This window comes from Nannocystis pusilla, assembly GCF_026626665.1.
Lineage (GTDB): Bacteria > Myxococcota_A > Polyangia > Nannocystales > Nannocystaceae > Nannocystis > Nannocystis pusilla.
In genome coordinates this window covers 9,487,043-9,503,827 of the sequence record NZ_JAPNKE010000002.1, presented here as the reverse complement: position 1 = coordinate 9,503,827, position 16,785 = coordinate 9,487,043, and the positions used below count along the sequence as shown (strand labels likewise).

Annotated in this window: 13 protein-coding genes and 1 pseudogene; 9 read left to right on the top strand and 5 right to left on the bottom strand. The window is 71.8% G+C overall.

Annotated features, from left to right (window positions below; translation table 11 throughout):
- Window position 1: 1 nt before the first annotated feature.
- Together OV079_RS42040 and OV079_RS42035 are read right to left on the bottom strand one after the other, a co-directional pair.
- Window positions 2-580 carry a hypothetical protein gene (locus tag OV079_RS42040; RefSeq protein ID WP_267775349.1) on the bottom strand — a complete coding sequence of 193 codons (579 nt, stop codon included), beginning with the start codon at window positions 578-580 and terminating at the stop codon, window positions 2-4.
- A gap of 51 nt (window positions 581-631) precedes the next feature.
- The gene (locus OV079_RS42035) at window positions 632-1,774 is read right to left on the bottom strand and encodes an Ig-like domain-containing protein (protein WP_267775348.1); all 1,143 of its coding nucleotides are present in this window, start codon (window positions 1,772-1,774) and stop codon (window positions 632-634) included.
- Between the two features lie 636 nt (window positions 1,775-2,410).
- Here OV079_RS42035 and OV079_RS42030 point away from each other — a divergent pair.
- Window positions 2,411-4,321: a vWA domain-containing protein gene (locus OV079_RS42030; protein WP_267775347.1), complete on the top strand. Its 1,911-nt coding sequence runs from the start codon at window positions 2,411-2,413 to the stop codon at window positions 4,319-4,321.
- Window positions 4,322-4,359: 38 nt separating this feature from the next.
- Here OV079_RS42030 and OV079_RS42025 read toward each other — a convergent pair whose 3' ends face one another.
- The gene (locus tag OV079_RS42025; protein ID WP_267775345.1) at window positions 4,360-5,472 is read right to left on the bottom strand and encodes a hypothetical protein; all 1,113 of its coding nucleotides are present in this window, start codon (window positions 5,470-5,472) and stop codon (window positions 4,360-4,362) included.
- 191 nt (window positions 5,473-5,663) lie between these two features.
- On the opposite strand from OV079_RS42025, the gene OV079_RS42020 reads away from it, so the two are divergent.
- On the top strand, window positions 5,664-5,903 hold the full coding sequence (locus OV079_RS42020; protein ID WP_267775344.1) for a hypothetical protein: 240 nt from the start codon (window positions 5,664-5,666) through the stop codon (window positions 5,901-5,903).
- 436 nt (window positions 5,904-6,339) lie between these two features.
- Window positions 6,340-8,955 (top strand): ATP-binding protein, encoded by a 2,616-nt coding sequence (locus tag OV079_RS42015; protein ID WP_267775343.1) that lies wholly within the window; start codon window positions 6,340-6,342, stop codon window positions 8,953-8,955.
- A 23-nt stretch (window positions 8,956-8,978) separates the two neighbouring features.
- On the opposite strand, the gene OV079_RS42010 is transcribed toward OV079_RS42015, so the two are convergent.
- Both OV079_RS42010 and OV079_RS42005 read right to left on the bottom strand, forming a co-directional pair.
- The gene (locus OV079_RS42010; protein ID WP_267775342.1) at window positions 8,979-9,155 is read right to left on the bottom strand and encodes a hypothetical protein; all 177 of its coding nucleotides are present in this window, start codon (window positions 9,153-9,155) and stop codon (window positions 8,979-8,981) included.
- 101 nt (window positions 9,156-9,256) lie between these two features.
- Entirely contained in the window at window positions 9,257-9,925 is a 669-nt protein-coding gene (locus OV079_RS42005) for a hypothetical protein (protein WP_267775340.1), read from the bottom strand.
- A 395-nt stretch (window positions 9,926-10,320) separates the two neighbouring features.
- On the opposite strand from OV079_RS42005, the gene OV079_RS42000 reads away from it, so the two are divergent.
- The 6 genes and pseudogenes from OV079_RS42000 (at window position 10,321) to OV079_RS41965 (ending at window position 16,785) form a co-directional block, all read left to right on the top strand.
- Window positions 10,321-11,133, top strand: a complete 813-nt coding sequence (locus OV079_RS42000; RefSeq protein WP_267775339.1) for a hypothetical protein — start codon at window positions 10,321-10,323, stop codon at window positions 11,131-11,133.
- A gap of 263 nt (window positions 11,134-11,396) precedes the next feature.
- Window positions 11,397-11,840, top strand: coding sequence for a hypothetical protein (locus OV079_RS41995; RefSeq protein ID WP_267775338.1), 444 nt, complete (start codon window positions 11,397-11,399; stop codon window positions 11,838-11,840).
- 51 nt (window positions 11,841-11,891) lie between these two features.
- Window positions 11,892-13,059: pseudogene (locus OV079_RS59500) on the top strand (alanine racemase).
- 225 nt (window positions 13,060-13,284) lie between these two features.
- Window positions 13,285-14,586 carry a D-arabinono-1,4-lactone oxidase gene (locus tag OV079_RS41975; protein WP_267775334.1) on the top strand — a complete coding sequence of 434 codons (1,302 nt, stop codon included), beginning with the start codon at window positions 13,285-13,287 and terminating at the stop codon, window positions 14,584-14,586.
- Between the two features lie 58 nt (window positions 14,587-14,644).
- Window positions 14,645-15,328, top strand: coding sequence for a DUF3592 domain-containing protein (locus tag OV079_RS41970; RefSeq protein WP_267775332.1), 684 nt, complete (start codon window positions 14,645-14,647; stop codon window positions 15,326-15,328).
- Between the two features lie 152 nt (window positions 15,329-15,480).
- Window positions 15,481-16,785, top strand: coding sequence for a cytochrome P450 (locus tag OV079_RS41965; RefSeq protein WP_267778774.1), 1,305 nt, complete (start codon window positions 15,481-15,483; stop codon window positions 16,783-16,785).

The window sequence follows — 16,785 nt, the reverse complement described above, 5'->3', positions numbered from 1 at the left end:
CTCAGAACCGCCCGCTGAGCACCACTCCGCCGAGGCTCGGGGCCACGCGCACGCCGCTCCAGCGGGCCGCGCGACCGGCTCGCACGTCGCGGGCTCCCGTCGCCATCAACGTCGCCCCGAGCGCAGCTCCGAACACGGCAGTCACCGCGCCGGCCGCCAGCATCGTCTCGCCGCGGCCTTGCTGGGCCCGCAGGGGCGCCAGCGCCTCGTCCGAATAACCTGTCCCACGGGACAGCTCGCTCGCCGAGAACCGCTGCACGTACCACCCGCTCACCATCACCCCGAGCCCCACGACCCCCACCCCGAGGAACGCCGCGCCGGCGAACATCTGCGCCCGCCCGCGCCGCCATCGGGCCCGGTCGCCGTCGGGACTCAGGTCGAGCTGACAGCGCGCCACGTCCTCCGCCGGCCCCTCCGCCTCGACACCGTCCACCTCGCCCGTCACGACCCCCGGAGCCGCGGTCCCATCGCCCGCGCTCGCGATCGCCTGCTCGCTCCCCGCGCTCGCAGCGGGCTTCGGCGGCCGCCACTCGTGCGCCGGCAGCTCCGCGGGCACCTGCATCATAAGACCCAAAGACATGTCCAAACAGACAGCATAAAAATACCCGCGCTCACGCTCGATTCGGATACATCAATTGAACTGCGCCCCCGAGAGGATCCACCGCAAGATCACCTGCGCCTCCGCGGCCGCGATCGGCGGCCCCCCGAACGGCATGCGCCCGCCCACCGCCGGCGTCGTCAGCACCAGCTTGTGCATCAAATAGCTGTTCGTCGGCGCGTCCGCGTACACGCGGGGCATGTCGACCTGCTCCGCCCCGTCCTCGACCAGCTCTTCCCACAGCCGGTCGGGCTCGCGATCGAAGCGCAGGTCGCCCGGCTCGACCCCGTCCACGTGGCAGCCCGCCGTCGCGCAGCGCTGATCCGTGATCGCTCGCACCTGCGTGAACGTGGCCGCCGGCGGGTCGTGGTCGATCACCTCCACCGCCACGGCAGCGCTCGTCACCCCGCCCGCGCTCGCGGTCAGCTCCACCGTCCCCGGCGACACCCCGAGCAGCACCCCTTGCCCGTCGACGTACAGCGTCAGCTCCGCGCTGCTCTTCCACGTGAGCGTCGCCTCGATCGACTCGCCGTCCGGATCCACCACCACCGCCGTCACCGGCAGCGTCTCGCCGACCTGCACCTGCAGCGACCCGTCGACGTCGATCTCCACCTCGCCGACATCGCCGCCGCTCTGCCCCGGCGCGCACGCGAACGTCGCCGTCTCCGGCGCGCCCGCGGCGATCCACGCGGTGATCGTCGCCACCTGCCCCGTCGACAGGCCGCCGCCGATCGGCATCTGCTGCCCCACCGACGGCCCCGGCAAGATCTTCTCGAGCAAGAAGCTGCTGTCCGGATCGCCGGCCGCCACGCGCAACACCCCCGGCGCCGAGCTGCTCTCGACCCCCACCAGCGCCGCGAACGACTCGCCCTCCGCCAGCGACAGGCCGGCCGCCGGCTGACCGCCCGCGTGACAGCTGCAGCTCCCCGTGAAGATCGGCTGCACCGCGCCCGCGAAGTCGCAGTCGGTCGGCGTCCCGCCCGACGGATCGTTCGGCCCCGTGGTCGGCAGCTCGCCCGTGGTCGGCCCGGGCTCCGCGGTGGTGCCGCCCGGGTCCGTGTCCGTCGACCCGCCGTCGGTGTCGGCTCCCGGCAGCCCGACCAGGTTGCAAGCAGAGGAGAGCGCGCCGCCCAGCAGCAGCGCAGAACACGATCGAACCAGACGACGAAGAGTCATTGCTCGCACCTCGAGTGCCCGCAGTTCCGCGAGAGTTACAGCGAATGCCTGCAATTTCTCAATCAGCGTCGTCGCCGCCGCCCTGGCTCACGCGCACCATGTCTCCAGACCTCCCCTTCGCCGCGCCGGATCCGCCCCCCGCTTTGTCTCGCGGGACCGATGATCCCGGCGTCCATCTCACATTCGGACAGGGCGCTCCCGGCCTCTCACCGCCGAGCCTGCAGCGAACGGCGCAGGTCCGCGTCACCGCATTGCATGTTTCTCAGGACATGCCCTTCGAGCCATCTTGAATCTGCTCCGCGTCGGCCTCACCGCGATCCGCCCGCGCCGTCCGGACCCCTGCCACCCCGATGAGTCCTCGCGCGAGCGCCGACGCGAACGCGTCCCCGGTCCTCCGATAACCTGTCCCTCAGGACATCTCATCACCGACCGGCGGGCTCATCCTCCTCGCTCGGCACCCTTCCTCCCGATCTGTCCTCGAGGCCACTTCGCGCCGAGGTGAGACGTCCGCCTCGCCCTCGCGCGCCCGCGCCCGCGGCACCGCCTTGCGCACCCGCGATCGCGTACCGGGGCGTCGAGATCGCGCCCGGACGACCCCCGATGCGGCGTCCGGGGCCTTTCGCTACGCTGGGCGGCATGACATTTCGCTATTGCCGTCCTGCGGCATTCATCGCGCTCCTCGCGGCGTGCGGCGACGACGGGATCCGGGACACCGCGGCCACCGGCAATCAGCCGTCGACGGCCCCGACCTCGCTCACCGAGGCCACCACCGGCCCCACCACCACCGACGCCCCCGGCACCACCCAGACCCCCGACCCGGGCACCGGCACCACCGACGGGCCGACCAGCGCGCCGACCACCACCGACGCCCCCGGCACCACCTCCGTCGGCACCACCGACGGTCCGGGCACCACCACCGGCGGCGACGACTGCCTCCCGCCCGACGCCCTCATCCTCCTCGACCGCACCCAATCGATGCACCGCACCCCCGACGGTCAGACCCCCGTCGACGCCCCCGCCTACGCCAGCAGCAAGTGGTCTCTGGCGATCTCCGCCATCGAGACCCTCACCGCCGCCCCGCAGGACGACACCGTCCGCTTCGGCCTCGAGCTGTGGCCGCGCGATCCGGGCGGCGGCGCCTGCGTCACCCTCGCCGAGCGCATCGAGCAGAACAAGACCGCCACCAACCCAATGTGCGAGGCCGGCGAGGTCGTCCTCGCCCCTGCGCTCGGAAGCGGCGCCGCGATCGCCGACCTCATCGATCCCGCCACCACCCTGCTGTGCAACACCACGCCCACCGGCGCGGCGCTCATCACCGCCGGCGAGCACTTCGCCGCCAACAAGGAGCCCGGGCGCGAGCAGTACGCGATCCTCGTCACCGACGGCGCCGACTGGGACTTCAGCTGCCCCGACCCCTCGCCGCTGACCGCCGTGCAGGACCTCGCCGAGCAGGGCGTCAAGACCTTCATCGTCGGCTTCAACGGCGAGGAGGCGATGCTCGGCGCCACCGAGTACCTCAACGACCTCGCCTGCGCCGGCCGCACCGCCAAGGGCTTCCCCGGCCCGTGCGTGCCCACTGCCGACGGCTTCGTCGCGGTCGAGGGCGCCGACATCCCCGTGTACCTGCAAGCCGACAATGCCGTCGAGCTCGGCGCCGCCCTCAAGTCGGTCGCCGGCCAGCTGTGCTGCGGCTGCGACAAGACCTGCGACGCCCCCGACGTGCTGTTCGCCCTCGACCGCACCCTCAGCATGCACCGCACCCCCGACGGCGAGACCCCCGTCGACGCCCCGAACTACGCCAGCAGCAAGTGGTCGCAGGCCATCGACGCCATCGAGCAGGTCGTCGGCGGCGGCCTCGACACCGACCTGCGCTTCGGCCTCGAGCTGTGGCCGCGCGACCCGGGCGGCGGCCTGTGCATCACCCTGGCCGAGCGGATCCTCGACACCAAGCAGGCCATGAACCCGAGCTGCCAGGACGCCGAGATCCTCGTCCCGCCCGCCCTCGCCAGCGGCGCCGCGATCGCCCAGGCGGTCGACCCGCTGACCACATTGATCTGCAACACCACGCCCACCGGCACCGCGCTCGAGACCGCCTCGACCTGGCTGGTGAACAACGCCGTCCCCGGCCGCGAGCAATACGTCGTCCTCGTCACCGACGGCGCCGACTGGGACCTCAGCTGCCCCGACCCGTCCCCGCTGCTCGTCACCCAGAAGCTCGCCGCCGCCGGCATCCGCACCTACGTGGTCGGCTTCTTCGGCGCCGAGGCCCAGGCCGGCGCGGTCCAGTTCCTCAACGACGTCGCCTGCGCCGGCCAGACCGCCAAGGACTTCGACGTCGATGCAAGCAGATGGGCAGCGGCTACCAGGCCCAGAACCCCGACAGCATGGTCCCGCTGTACCTGCAAGCCGGCAACGGCGAGCTGCCGCAGACCCTCGGCACGGTCGCCGACGAGATCTTGCAATACTGCATCCCCGGCTGAATCTTGTCCAAAAATGACATGTCCGCAAGGACATGTCATTGCCCCACCCCGAGTGACATGTCCGTAAGGGCATGTCACTTTAAGACAGACGCGGCGCCGACCTCGTCAGCGCCGCGCCCGTCGCCGCCGCAGCAAGCCGCCGAGCACCACGAGCGCCAGCACCCCCGGCCGCTCGTGCGTGCTGCAGCCGCCGCCGCCCGACTCCACCTGCTCGCCCGGGTCCACCGCCCCCGTCTCGCCCGCAGACGACTCGTCTTGCGGCGCGACCGGGGCCGGATAAACCTGTCCATCGGGCCAGGTCGTGCATTGCTCCGGGTCCCACGAATCCTCGCCCTCGCACACGTACGCCTGGCCCGCGCACGAGGCCGCCAGCGTCGCCGTCGGGTCGAGGTCCAGCGGCCCGAGCGCGCCGGCCAGGTCGTCGCCGTGACAGCGCTCGTCGACGAACACCTCGCCGCGCGCCAGGTCGAGCGCCTCGAAGCGCAGGCAGCCCGGCGCCCGCAAGTTCGCCTGCACCCCGATCCACGGCTGCTCGTCCGGCCCGAACAACCGACCCGCGAAGTTGCTCGCGGCCGCCGCGCCCAGCGCCTCGCGGTCGAAGTCGTACACGACCTCGAGCTGCCCGTGCTCGCGCAGGTGCGTGCAGAATCCCGGATGGTACTCCACGCGATACGGATCGCCCGCCGGACAGTGCCCCTGGACCTGCCGCAGCTGCGGGTACGCGCCGTCGCAGCAGACCAGGTCCGCGAGCGTGTCCCAAGTCTCGACCACGTGCTCGCTCGCCACCAACAGCGGCGGCGCGGCCGGGGCCGGCAGCGGCTCGGCCGCGATCGTCACCTGCGTCTCCTGATCGTAGGTGATACAGGCCCCGGGCGGCGCGCTGTACTCGGCAGTGGCCCACGCCGCGGTGTCGATGTGCGTGATCACGGTGTACGTGGCCCCGGCGCTCCACGGCTGCGCCGGCCGCCAGACGAACACCGAGAAATCCGCATAGACCTCGAACGCGCCGGCGACCTCTTCCCCCATCGCGTCGAGCACCTTTATCTTGAAGAACTCGAGCGCCCGCTCGGCCCGCGCGTGACCCGGGCTGAACGCGAGCACCCCGTCGGCCGCCAGCGCCGAGCTCGTCGGCGCCAACCACAGCGGCAGCGGGTTCGTGCACTCGTCGCCGCAGTGCGCCCACGCCGTTCGGGCGGCCGCCCAGCTCAGCCCTGCCACGATTGTCGCCACTACCCGAGATGAACAAGTCAAGCGCCGCACCCCACCACTCTAACGCGAGTCGCCCGCCGCGAACAGGCTGTCCCTGGAGCCGGAGGCCGCGAACAAGGCCTCGACCGGATTGCTGGACCACCGTGGTGAAGCGCGGTTCGGGTTGACGCGAGAGGGGCCAAGGATGCCATCGAAGCATCGTGCGGCCTCGTCTCGCTCTCGCGCTCGTCACGAGCTGCGGGCGGCCTCCTCGCCCGGGCGACGCGTGCCCGCGGCCCGGATGCGAGGCGCTGGCGGCCGCGATCGCCGGCTGCCACGGCCCCCGGAGCGACGCCCTCGACCTGCAGGCCGATCCGGCCGTCCCGCTGCAGCGGATCCTCGACCTGGCGATCGCCGGTCGCCGCGCGGGCAAGTGCGTGGGGCTCGAAGATCCGGATTGAGGCGGCGCCGACGCTCATGTCCCCACGGGCACTGCGCGCCGGCGAGCTCGTCGGTTCGCGTCCCGGGCCCCACGCTCGATTGCCGGCTCGGCTCGGTGTCTCTCCGGACATGTCCCATCGACCATCCTATCAATGCCTCGCGCGCCGCGACGGCGACCGCGGCGCCGGCCGCCGCGGGCGCCGAATGAACGCTGCATCATTTCGGCGGCGTCGCCGACCCTGCTCGATGCACGCTCTCCGCGTCGTACGACGCTTTGATTAATCCCAGACGCCGCGCCTTGAACTCCTGAGATCGACCTTTAACCTCGCGACACACGCTCGCGTCTCCTGACGAGCGGTGGCAGCAGCGCCGTGGGCGTGGCGACCGCGAGGACTTCGGATGGCCCGTCTCATCGACCACGCTCGCTACAGCAAGGCTCGCCGATACCTGGTCGCCGTGGGAGTCACCGCCCTGGCGGCCGGGGTGCGGCTCGTGGCCGTCATTCTCGAGCCGCAGCCGCCGATCCTCGTCCTCTTCACCGGCGCCGCCGGCGTCTCGGCGTGGTTCGGCGGGCTCGGCCCGGCGCTCCTCACGATCGCGCTGTCGGTCGTCCTCGACTTCTGGTTCTTCGACCCGCACCTCGCCTTCGCGCTCGACCGCTGGACCGACCTGCTCGACCTCGGCATCTTCGCCCTGGTCGCGTTCGCCGTCGCATGGTTGTGTGAATCGCTGCACGCCGCGCGGCGCCTGGTGGAAGACCGCGCCCACGAGCTGTCGCTGGTGTCGGCCAACGAGCGGGCGTGGAAGGACCGCTACGAGGCCGCGGTGCGGGCCAGCGGGCACATCCTCTACGACTTCGACCGCGACAGCGGCCGTACCATGTTCAGCGGCGCCTGTCAGGCGATCCTCGGCTACAGCGCGGAGGACATGGGAAGCAGCGTCGACTGGAGCGTCCTCGTCCACCCCGAGGACCTGGCGCGCTACCGCCTCTCGCGCCGGCCCGGCGACGGCCTCGAGGTCGAGTACCGCGTCCGTCACCGCGGCGGCCGGTGGATCACCCTCCACGACGTCGGCCAGAAGATCGTCGGCCTCGACGGCCGCGTCGTCCGCGTCGTCGGCTTCTTGAAGGACGTCACCGCCCAGCGGCAAGCCGAGGCGCTGGTGCGGGCCAGCGAGGAGCGCCTGCGCCTCGCGGTCGAGGCCACCGGCCTCGGCGTCACCGCCACGGTGTTCGGGCCGGACCGCGACGTCCGCTTCGAGTGGACTCGCGAGGCCCGGCGCGCCTTCGGCGTCCCCGACGACGTCGAGCTGACGGTCGCCGAGCTGCTCGCGCGCATCCACCCGGCCGACGTCGCCGCGGTGCGGGCCGCCGTCCACGCCTCGCTCGACCCCGCCGGCGACGGCAGCGACAACCTCGAGTTCCGCGTCGTCCGCCCCGAGGGCGCGGTGCACTGGCTCTGCTGTCAAGGCCGCACCGTGTTCGACATGAACGTCGACCCGCCGCGACCGCTGCGCAACATCGGCATCGTCCTCGACGTCACCGAGCGCAAGGTCATCGGCGAGCAGCTCGCCGAGAGCTTCGCCCTCATCGACGCGCTCGTGGTCAAGGCGCCGATCGGCATGGCCTTCATCGACCACGGCTTCCGCTACGTCCGCGTCAACGAGAAGCTGGCCGAGTTCAACGGCATCCCGGCGGCCGACCACATCGGCCGCACCGTCGCCCAGATCGTGCCCGACCTGTGGCCGACGCTCGAGCCGATCCTGCGCGAGGGCCTGTACGAGGACCGCGACGGCGTCAACCTCGAGGTCGAGGGCCGCACCGCGGCGCAGCCGGAGCGACGCCACTGGATGCTGAGCCAGTACCCGATCCGCGCCGGTGGCAAGCTGCTCGGGGTCGGCGTCACCGTCATCGAGACCACCGCACAGAAGCGCATCGAGGCCTCGCTCCGCGACGCCGACCAGCGCAAGGACACCTTCATCGCCATGCTCGCCCACGAGCTGCGCAACCCGCTGGCGCCGATCCGCAACGCCCTCGCGCTGCTCGGCGTCGTCCGCGACACGCCCGAGCGGACCGCGAGCCTGGCCGTGATCGGGCGGCAGATCGAGCAGATGGCCCACCTCCTCGACGACCTGCTCGATGTCTCCCGCATCACCCGCGGTCGCCTCACCCTGCGCCGCGAATCGATCACCCTCGACTCGGTCATGGCCCGCGCCGCCGAGACCGCGAACCCGTGGATCGTCGGGCGCCGCCACGACTTCGTCGTCGACCTCCCGACCTCGCCGGTCGCCCTCGACGCCGACCCGATACGGCTCGCGCAGGTGTTCTCCAACCTCTTCACCAACGCCGCCAAGTACACCGAGCCCGGCGGCGCCATTCGGGTGACGGCCGCGATCGTCGACGGTCGCGTCCAGATCCGCGTCACCGACAACGGCGTGGGCCTCGCGGCCGAGCACCTGCCGCGGGTGTTCGAGATGTTCTCGCAGGTCGGCCCGACCGAGAATCGCTCCGAAGGCGGCCTCGGCATCGGCCTCGCGCTCGCCCGCGGCCTCGTCGAGATGCACGGCGGCGAGATCACCGCCCACAGCGCCGGCCTCGGCCGCGGCAGCGAGTTCGTGGTCGACCTGCCGCTCGCCGCCGCCGACGCGGCCCGCGAGGCGCCCGCGAGCGCCGCTGTCGCCCCGCCGCCGAGCGGCCGGCGGATCGTCGTCGCCGACGACAACGTCGACAACGCCGACACCCTCGCGATGCTGCTGGAGGCGCTCGGCAACGACGTCCACGTCGTCTACGACGGCGACGCGGCCGTGCGCGCGTGCGCCGAGTTCCGCCCCGACGTGGTCTTCCTCGACATCGGCATGCCGCGGCGCGACGGCTACGAGGTGTGTCGGTGGATCCGCCGCCAGGCGTGGGGCGCCGCCCCGGTGATCATCGCCCAGACCGGCTGGGGCCAGGACGAGGACCGCCGGCGCGCCGAGGCGGCCGGCTTCGACCATCACCTCACCAAGCCGGCCGACCCCGATCGCTTGCTCGCGCTGCTGGCCCGCGCCGGCTCCCTGCGGACCTCGGCCGCGTGATGACATGTCTTTAAAACATATCGTCACAGCGCCCGGAAGCGGTCGCCGAGCCCGGCCGCGCCGATCAGCAATCTGTCCCCGAGGACATATTTACCAGACGCCCGGGAGGGCCCGGCCAGCAACATGTCCCTGAGGACATATTTCCTCGGCGCCCGGAAGCGGTCGCCGAGCGCGGCCGCGCCGGCCCCGGCCAGCAACATGTCCCTGAGGACATATTTCCTCGGCGCCCGGAAGCGGTCGCCGAGCGCGGTCGCGCCGGCCCGGTCAGCAACATGTCCCCGAGGACATCTTTCCCCCGCGCCTAGAAGCGGCCGCCGAGCATGAAGGTGCCGCCGTCGAGGAACGGCGTCGGCGCCATGTTGGCGCGCAGGCGGGTGCGGCCGAGCTTGAAGCCGTCGACGTCGGCGACGCGCTGGGCCTTGCCGTCGTTGACGAACATGATCGTGCCGGCGATGCCCATGGCGAGGCCGGCGATCTGGACCAGGCCCGGCAGGGCCATGAACACCTTCGGGGTGATCGCCTCGGTGCGCAGATACGGGATCGTCATGAACGGCCCGATCAGCGGGATCAGCGAGAAGCCGGCCGCGCGCCTGCAGTTGGGCGCGTCGGCGACGCTGCAGGTGTCGTGAATGATGCCGGCGACCAGCGCAGTGAACAGGTACGACGAGCCGAACATGGTCCAGCCGGCGATCATCAGGCCCTTGCGGCGCTTCACCGGCTGGGGCGGCGGCGCGTAAACGGGGGTGCCGGGCGCGGGGCCCTCGGGCGGCGGCGCCACGGCGCCGGGGTCGGCGTAGGGCTGGGGAGCCGGGGCGGACGCATCGGCCGGCGCGTCCTCGGGCGCGGCCTGGGGGTCCTGCGCCGCGGCTGACCAGGAGGCCAGGGTCGAACGGACAGGCGCGGCCGCGGCCTCGGGACAGACGAGCGACGCGGCGACGACGACGGCGAGGGGCAGGGCAGTGCGGGTCATTCGGGTTCCTGTTGTCTGCAGCCTAAAGCCCGCCTCGGCAAGGCGTAAACGCGAATCGACGTGCGCAGTGCGCGGGACCCCGCCGCCGTCGCAGTTTCGCACTGTCGATAATCCGCCCTCCGCTCGCACCTGCACCCCCACGACGGGCAACCTGCCCATGTCCCGAGAGACAGGTGGCCGAATGATGTTCTCACCCCGCTGTGCCCGCTGACGGCCCCACGGACGAAGCCGCATGCGCCGATCCGCGGACCTTCGAGCGCGCATTCACGACCCCGCGCAATACACGCGCTCGCTTGCGAGGCTTCGCGGCTCCGCGCCCGGCATCGGCCGCGCTCGCGGTTTTGGCCCGCGCTCGCGGGGCTGTGTCCGCAGCGTCAGAGGCGTAGGATCGGGCGATGCTCGTCCCGCTCCGGCAGGCGTTCGTCCTCGATCGCGGGAACCTCCGTGAACCGACGTCCGGACGGCCAAGCTCTGCGACCTGCGGCGACGATCCGGGCCGCAGCACCGCCGCCGAGGCTGGTACGAGTTCTAGCGACGCGAGCAGCGAGATCTCCCCGGCCCTCGCCGGCACGACCCTCGAGGCCGGCGAGTACGACGATTGCCGCGACGACCCGGGCGACCTCGCCGACCCGAACGTCTGCGAGCTCGACTGCCACCGCGACGAACACCACCGACGAGGACGACCGTGCCTGCGTCCTCGACCGCCTGAACGGCGCGACCTGTCCCAAAGGCAAGGTATGCGCCGATGCCTCCTGCCGCTGGCCCGCCCCGTGATCGCCGTGCCCCGACTCCTGCTGCCGCTCGCGCTCGTCCTCGCCTGTGCCCACCTCGTCCCGCCGGCCGCGCCGCAGGAGAACGGCATCCCGGTGGTCGACTCGCGCGAGAAGCCGCTGCCCGAGCCGGTGCAAGTCGCTTCGGCCCGGGCGCACGGCGGCTGCGACACCGGGGCCCAGTGCGTCGAGCACCTCGACCCCGCACATTCGGTCGCCGATGGCCAGCAGGTCTGCGAGGCCGACGGCGCCCGCTGGCTCGCCAGCGCCTGCCCGCACCGCGGAGCGCACAGCGCCTGCATCACCGAGCATTTCCTCGTGTTCGAGTACGGCAAGCCGCGCGCCGAAGAGTTCGGCAATCCGCTCCACCGCGACCTCGTCGCCGCCCGCGAGGCCTGCCTGACCCAGAGCGGCGAGTTCTACGAGCTCACCCCCTGAGACTCTCTCTCTAAAAAGACGTCGACGGCGTCGACGGGCCCGATGGATCGTGGCCCCGAGCACATGTCCTGAAAGACATGTAATGCCAATGCTTCCCCCGAGCAGGCGGCCCTGCGCGCCGCCTTCTCGGGCCCCTTCTTTCATTCATCTGTTAAAGAATTCGAGGTCGGCGGTCCTTGGGGGTGCCTCGTCTTCGGCCGCGTGCGCGGTCCTGCTTGACGCGCGGCGTCGCTCATTGTACACCACTGAACGGAAGATCAGCCATGCACGACAGCGACAACGCCGATCCCGTTTCTCCTGCGCTCCTCGACCTCGTGGCCATTTTCGAGGGCCCGCTCGCCGACGTTCAGTTCCCCGGGGTCGACCAGGGCATTCTCCGGGGCCTGGTCGATCAGGTGCGCGATCACGCGCGCGAGCTCGACCAGTTGCGGGCCCAGCTCGACGCCTTGCACAACCACCTCACCGAGGCCCGCCTGCGGCTGCTCCGGGCGGCCGAGCAGGGCCTGGCCTACGCCCGGGTGTTCGCCGCCGACGATCCCGAGCTCGAGGCGCGGCTGGCCGACATCAACCTCGGCGGCAAGCCCGAGCCGCGCCGCCGCAAGCTCGAGGTCGCGGCCGCCGATTCCGGCAACAGCGAGCCGCTGCGCTTGCCGCCGCGTCGGGGTCGCAAGCCGCGCGCCGCCGAGGAGGCGCCGACCGGCTCGTGATGGTCGCGGCGATCGTCCGGGTGGTAAAACCCCGCCTGTGACTTACGCCAGCTGCGCGCCGCACTCCGCCACGAGCACCTCCCGCTCGCCTACTGCGACCTCGACCTCCTGGCCGTCAACGCCCGCAGCTTGATCGAGCGTGCCGGCAGTCTGCCGATCCGCCTCGCCTCCAAGTCGATCCGCTGCCGCGACATCCTCCGCCGCGTGCAGGCGATGAGCCCCGTCTTTCAGGGCATCCTCTGCTACAGCGCCGCCGAGGCCGCCCATCTGGCCGCCGATGCTGTAAAGATCTGGTCGTCGCCTACCCCACGGTCGACCGCCACGACCTCGATCTCGCGTGCACGGCGATCGCCGGCGGTGCGGAGATCTGCCTGATGGTCGACGACCCGCAGCAGCTGCCCTTCCTGTCCGAGGCGGCGACGCGGGCCGGCGTCACCTTGCCGGTGGCGATCGACCTCGACATGTCCTCGACCTTGCCCGGCCTCCACTTCGGCGTGCGGCGCTCGCCGGTGGCCGGGGTCGAGGCCGCCGTCGCCCTCGCCGACGCCATCGCCGGCACCCCGCACCTCCGCCTCGACGGCCTCATGGGCTACGAGGCGCAGCTCGCCGGGTTGCAAGATCTGGTGCCCGGTCAGCGGCTCAAGAGCGCCGCCGTCCGGGCGCTCAGCGCCGCTCCCAGCCGGAGGTGTTCGCGCGCCGGGCCGCGGTCGTCGCCGCCATCAAGGCTCGCGGTCACGAGCTGCGCTTCATCAACGGCGGCGGCACCGGCAGCCTCGAGCAGACCCGCACCGACCCTTCGGTCACCGAGCTCGCGGCCGGCTCCGGCCTCTACGGCCCGACGTTGTTCGACGGCTACGACAGCTTTCGGCCGCAACCGGCCGCCGGCTTCGCCTTGCCGATCGTGCGGCGGCCGATCGCCAACATCTACACCTGCTTCGGCGGCGGCTACATCGCCTCCGGCAGCCCCGGCCGCGATCGGCAACCGACCCCCAGCTTGCCGGCCGGCGCCACCCTCCTGGCCAACGAGGGCTGCGGCGAGGTCCAGACCCCCGTCAACTACGCGGGTCCGGAGATCCTCGCCCTCGGCGACCCGATCTTCTTCCGCCACGCCAAGGCCGGCGAGCTGTGCGAACATTTTACGGAGCTCGTCCTGCTGGCCGGCGCCGCAGTGATCGGTCGCGTCCCCACCTACCGCGGCGACGGCCGCAGCTTCGTCTGACCGCGCCTTCCGTTTCTCGGCCTCGAAGTTCACGATTCGCGGAGGGTTGCGCGGCTCGCGGAAGCGTGACGGCGTTCGTCGCCGCGTCGCAGCCGGACCGCCTGCCGGCCTCGCCTCGCCATTTTTTCGCCCCGGGCCTGCGGCTTCCGCCGGCGACTGTCTCAGTTTCGTCGGCGCGCAGTCGGCGGCTTCGTCGCCGCCCGGTCGCCTGGTACCATCCCGGCGATGTTCGCGCGCAAGACTTGGTCCAATTGGTCGGGCGGCGTCACCTGTCGTCCGGGCCAGTTCGTGGTCCCGAGCACCGTCGACGCCCTCAGCGACCTGGTCCGAGAGACAGCCAGCGCCAACGGCAAGCTGCGGGTCGTCGGCGCCGGCCACTCGTTCACCCCGGTCGTCGCCACCGAGCACACCCTCGTCTCGCTGGCGCGGATCGCCGGTCTCGCCGAGATCGACCGCGAGGCCGGGGCCGCCACCGTCCTGGCCGGTACCACCATTCGCAACCTCGGCGGCCTGCTCGGCAAGCACGGCCTCGCGCTCGAGAACCAGGGCGACATCGACAGCCAGGCGATCGCCGGCGCGGTCAGCACCGGCACTCACGGCACCGGCATCGCCTTCGGCAGCATCAGCACCCAGGTCCGCGCGCTCACCCTCGTGCTCGCCAGCGGCAAGCTGCTGTCGTGCTCGCCGACGCACGAGCCCGACATCTTCAAGGCCGCCCAGGTCGCGCTCGGCAGCCTCGGCGTGCTGGCGCGGATCCGCCTGCAATGCGTGCCGAGCTACGTGCTCCGCGACGTCCGCAGGAACGTCGACCTCAATCAGTGCCTCGCCGACTTCGAGGACAGCTGCCGGCGCCACCGCCACTTCGAGTTCTGGTGGTTCCCCTACAGCGACCGCGCCGCCACCAAGGCGCTCGACATCGTCGCCACCCCGAAGCCGCGCTCCGCGGTCAAGCGCGTGCTCGCCGACAAGCTGCTCGAGACCGGCGTGTTCTGGGCCGCCTCCGAGGCCGTGCGCATGTTCCCCGGCCTCTCGCGCCCGGTCGCCCGCTTCGCCTCGCGCGCCATCTCCGAGACCGACTACGCCGACCACAGCCACCGCGTGTTCCCCAGCCCCCGCGACGTCCGCTTCAACGAGATGGAGTACGCCGTCCCGGTCGAGCGCGGCCCCGACTGCCTGCGCGAGCTCAAGGCCTACATCGAGCGCGACCGCGTCCGCGTCCACTTCCCCATCGAGTACCGCGTGGTCGCCGGCGACGACATCTGGCTGAGCCCGTTCTACCGCCGCGACAGCGCGGTCATCTCCGTCCACATGTACGCCGGCATGCCGTACGCCGACTACTTCGCCGGCTGCGAGGCCATCTTCCGCAACCACCGCGGCCGCCCCCACTGGGGCAAGATCCACAACCTCACCGCACATGAACTTCAGGACATGTACCCGGAGTGGCACCGCTTCCACGCCATCCGCCGCCGCCTCGACCCGCGCGGCGTGTTCATGAACGACCACCTGGCGAAGATCTTCGGCGCATGATCCTGCGGACGTCGGCGACCCGCTTGATCTCGCACCCGCGCGCGGCGACCATGGTCGGGTGAAGCTCGTCTGGTCGCTCATCGCCGGCCTCGGCGGCCTGTTCTTCGCTGTCGGCCTCGTGCTCCTCGCCGTCGACCTGCACTTCTTCGCCGACGCGCGCCGGACCGAGGGCGAGGTCATCGACCTGCGCCGCAACAACAAGGGCAGCGCCGCCCCCGACGTCGCCTACGCCGACCACCTCGGCCGCGACCACGTCCATCGCTCCAATATCTACTCGCGGCCCTCCTACCGGCTCGGCGATCGCGTCATTATCGCCTTCGACCCCGACGAGCCCGACGACGCCACGATCGACAGCCCCACGAATCGCTGGCTGCTCCCCGGCATCTTCGGCGGGATCGGCCTCGTCCACCTCGGCATCGGCTCGCTGGGCCTGCTGCGCCGCGCCCGACGCAAGCGCGAGATCGCCTGGCTGCTGCGCGAAGGCCAGCGCGTCGACGCCACCGTCACCACCATCACCCAGGACACCTCGATCCGCATCCATCGCCGCAGCCCCTGGGTCATCCATTGTCAGGCCACCTTGCCGGGCGAAGCGGTCGCGCGCACCTTCGTCAGCCGGCGCTTCTGGTACGACCCCGGCCCGCACCTGCGACGACCCACCCTGAGCGTCTGCTACGACCCCCGCTCCCCGAAGCGCCACGTCGTCGACACCGGCGACCTCGACCCCCGCCGCGCCCTCGCTTGAGTTCGCGCGAAGCCGTCACCTGGCGCTCGCGTGCGGCGGACCGCCGCACCCTCGCCATCCTGGCCGCCCCGCGTTGACGCCCGACCGGCCCCGGCGCACCCTCCAGGCGTGTCGACCCGCAGCGCGCTCCGCCTGGCTCCCGGCGCACCCTCCTGCAGACCTACCGCTACGCCCGCGACCCGTACGGCTTTTTCGTGAAGATGGTCGAGGAGTACGGCGACCCGTTCACCGCCCACGTCGTCAACGGCGACGTCGTCATCACCGGCAGCCCCGCCGGCGCGCAGCAGGTGTTCTCCGCCGACCCCGACACCTTCGCCCCGTTCGGCCCCGAAGTGTCGCGTCCGCTGCTCGGTGAAAACTCGCTCCTCTTGCTCTCGGGCGAGCGCCACCGCAGGGAGCGCAAGCTGCTCATGCCCGCCTTCCACGGCGAACGCATGCGCGCCTACGGCGAGACGATCCGCAGCGCCGCCCACGCCGCTGCCGCGACATGGCCCAAAGGCCAGCCGTTCGTGTTTCAGGACAGCTCGCAGTGGGTTTCGCTCGAGGTCATCATCCGCGCCGTCTTCGGCGTCGTCGATCCGGCCCGCGTCGAGGATGTCCGCAAGGCCATCCTCGAGTACGTCGCCGCCATCGCCCCGAGCCTGGTGTTCTTCCCGTTCCTGCAGCGCGATTTCTTCGGCATGGGCCCGTGGGCGCGGTTCCAGCGGGCCCGCCAGCGGCTCGACTTCCTCGTCTCCGCCGAGCTCGCCGCCCGCCGCAGTCGGCCCGAGGAGCTCGGCGACGACATCCTGAGCCGCATGCTCGCCGCCCGTCACGACGACGGCAGCGGCATGACCGACGCGCAGATCTACGACGAGCTGCTCACCCTCCTGTTCGCCGGCCACGAGACCACCGGCATCGCCCTCGCGTGGTCGATCTACTGGCTCCACCGCGACCGCGCGCGCCTGGAAGAATTGCTCGCGGAGCTCGACGCCGCCGGCGAGCGCCCCGAGCCCGAGGTCCTCACCCGCTTGCCGTACCTCGAGGCGGTCGTCCACGAGACCCTGCGCCTCTATCCGATCGCCCCCGACGCGCCGCGCATGCTCGCGCGCCCGCTCGAGCTGGCCGGCTACACCTTGCCCGCCGGCGCCGGCGTGGCGGTCGCCATGGGGCTCGTGCACATCCGCCCCGAGATCTACCCCGAGCCGCACGCCTTCCGCCCCGAGCGCTTCCTCGACCGCAAGTACGGCCCCTTCGAGTACGCCCCGTTCGGCGGCGGTCATCGCCGCTGCCTCGGCGCCGCCTTCGCCACCTACGAGATGAAGCTCGTCCTCGCCACCTTGCTGCGGAACTACCGCCTGCGCCTCTCGGAGCCGCGAGAGGTCAAGCCGGGCCGCCGCAACGTCGTCCTCGGCCCCTCGACCGGCGTGCGCGTCACCTACCTGGGCCCGCGCCGCGCCGGCGATCCGCCCGCCTGA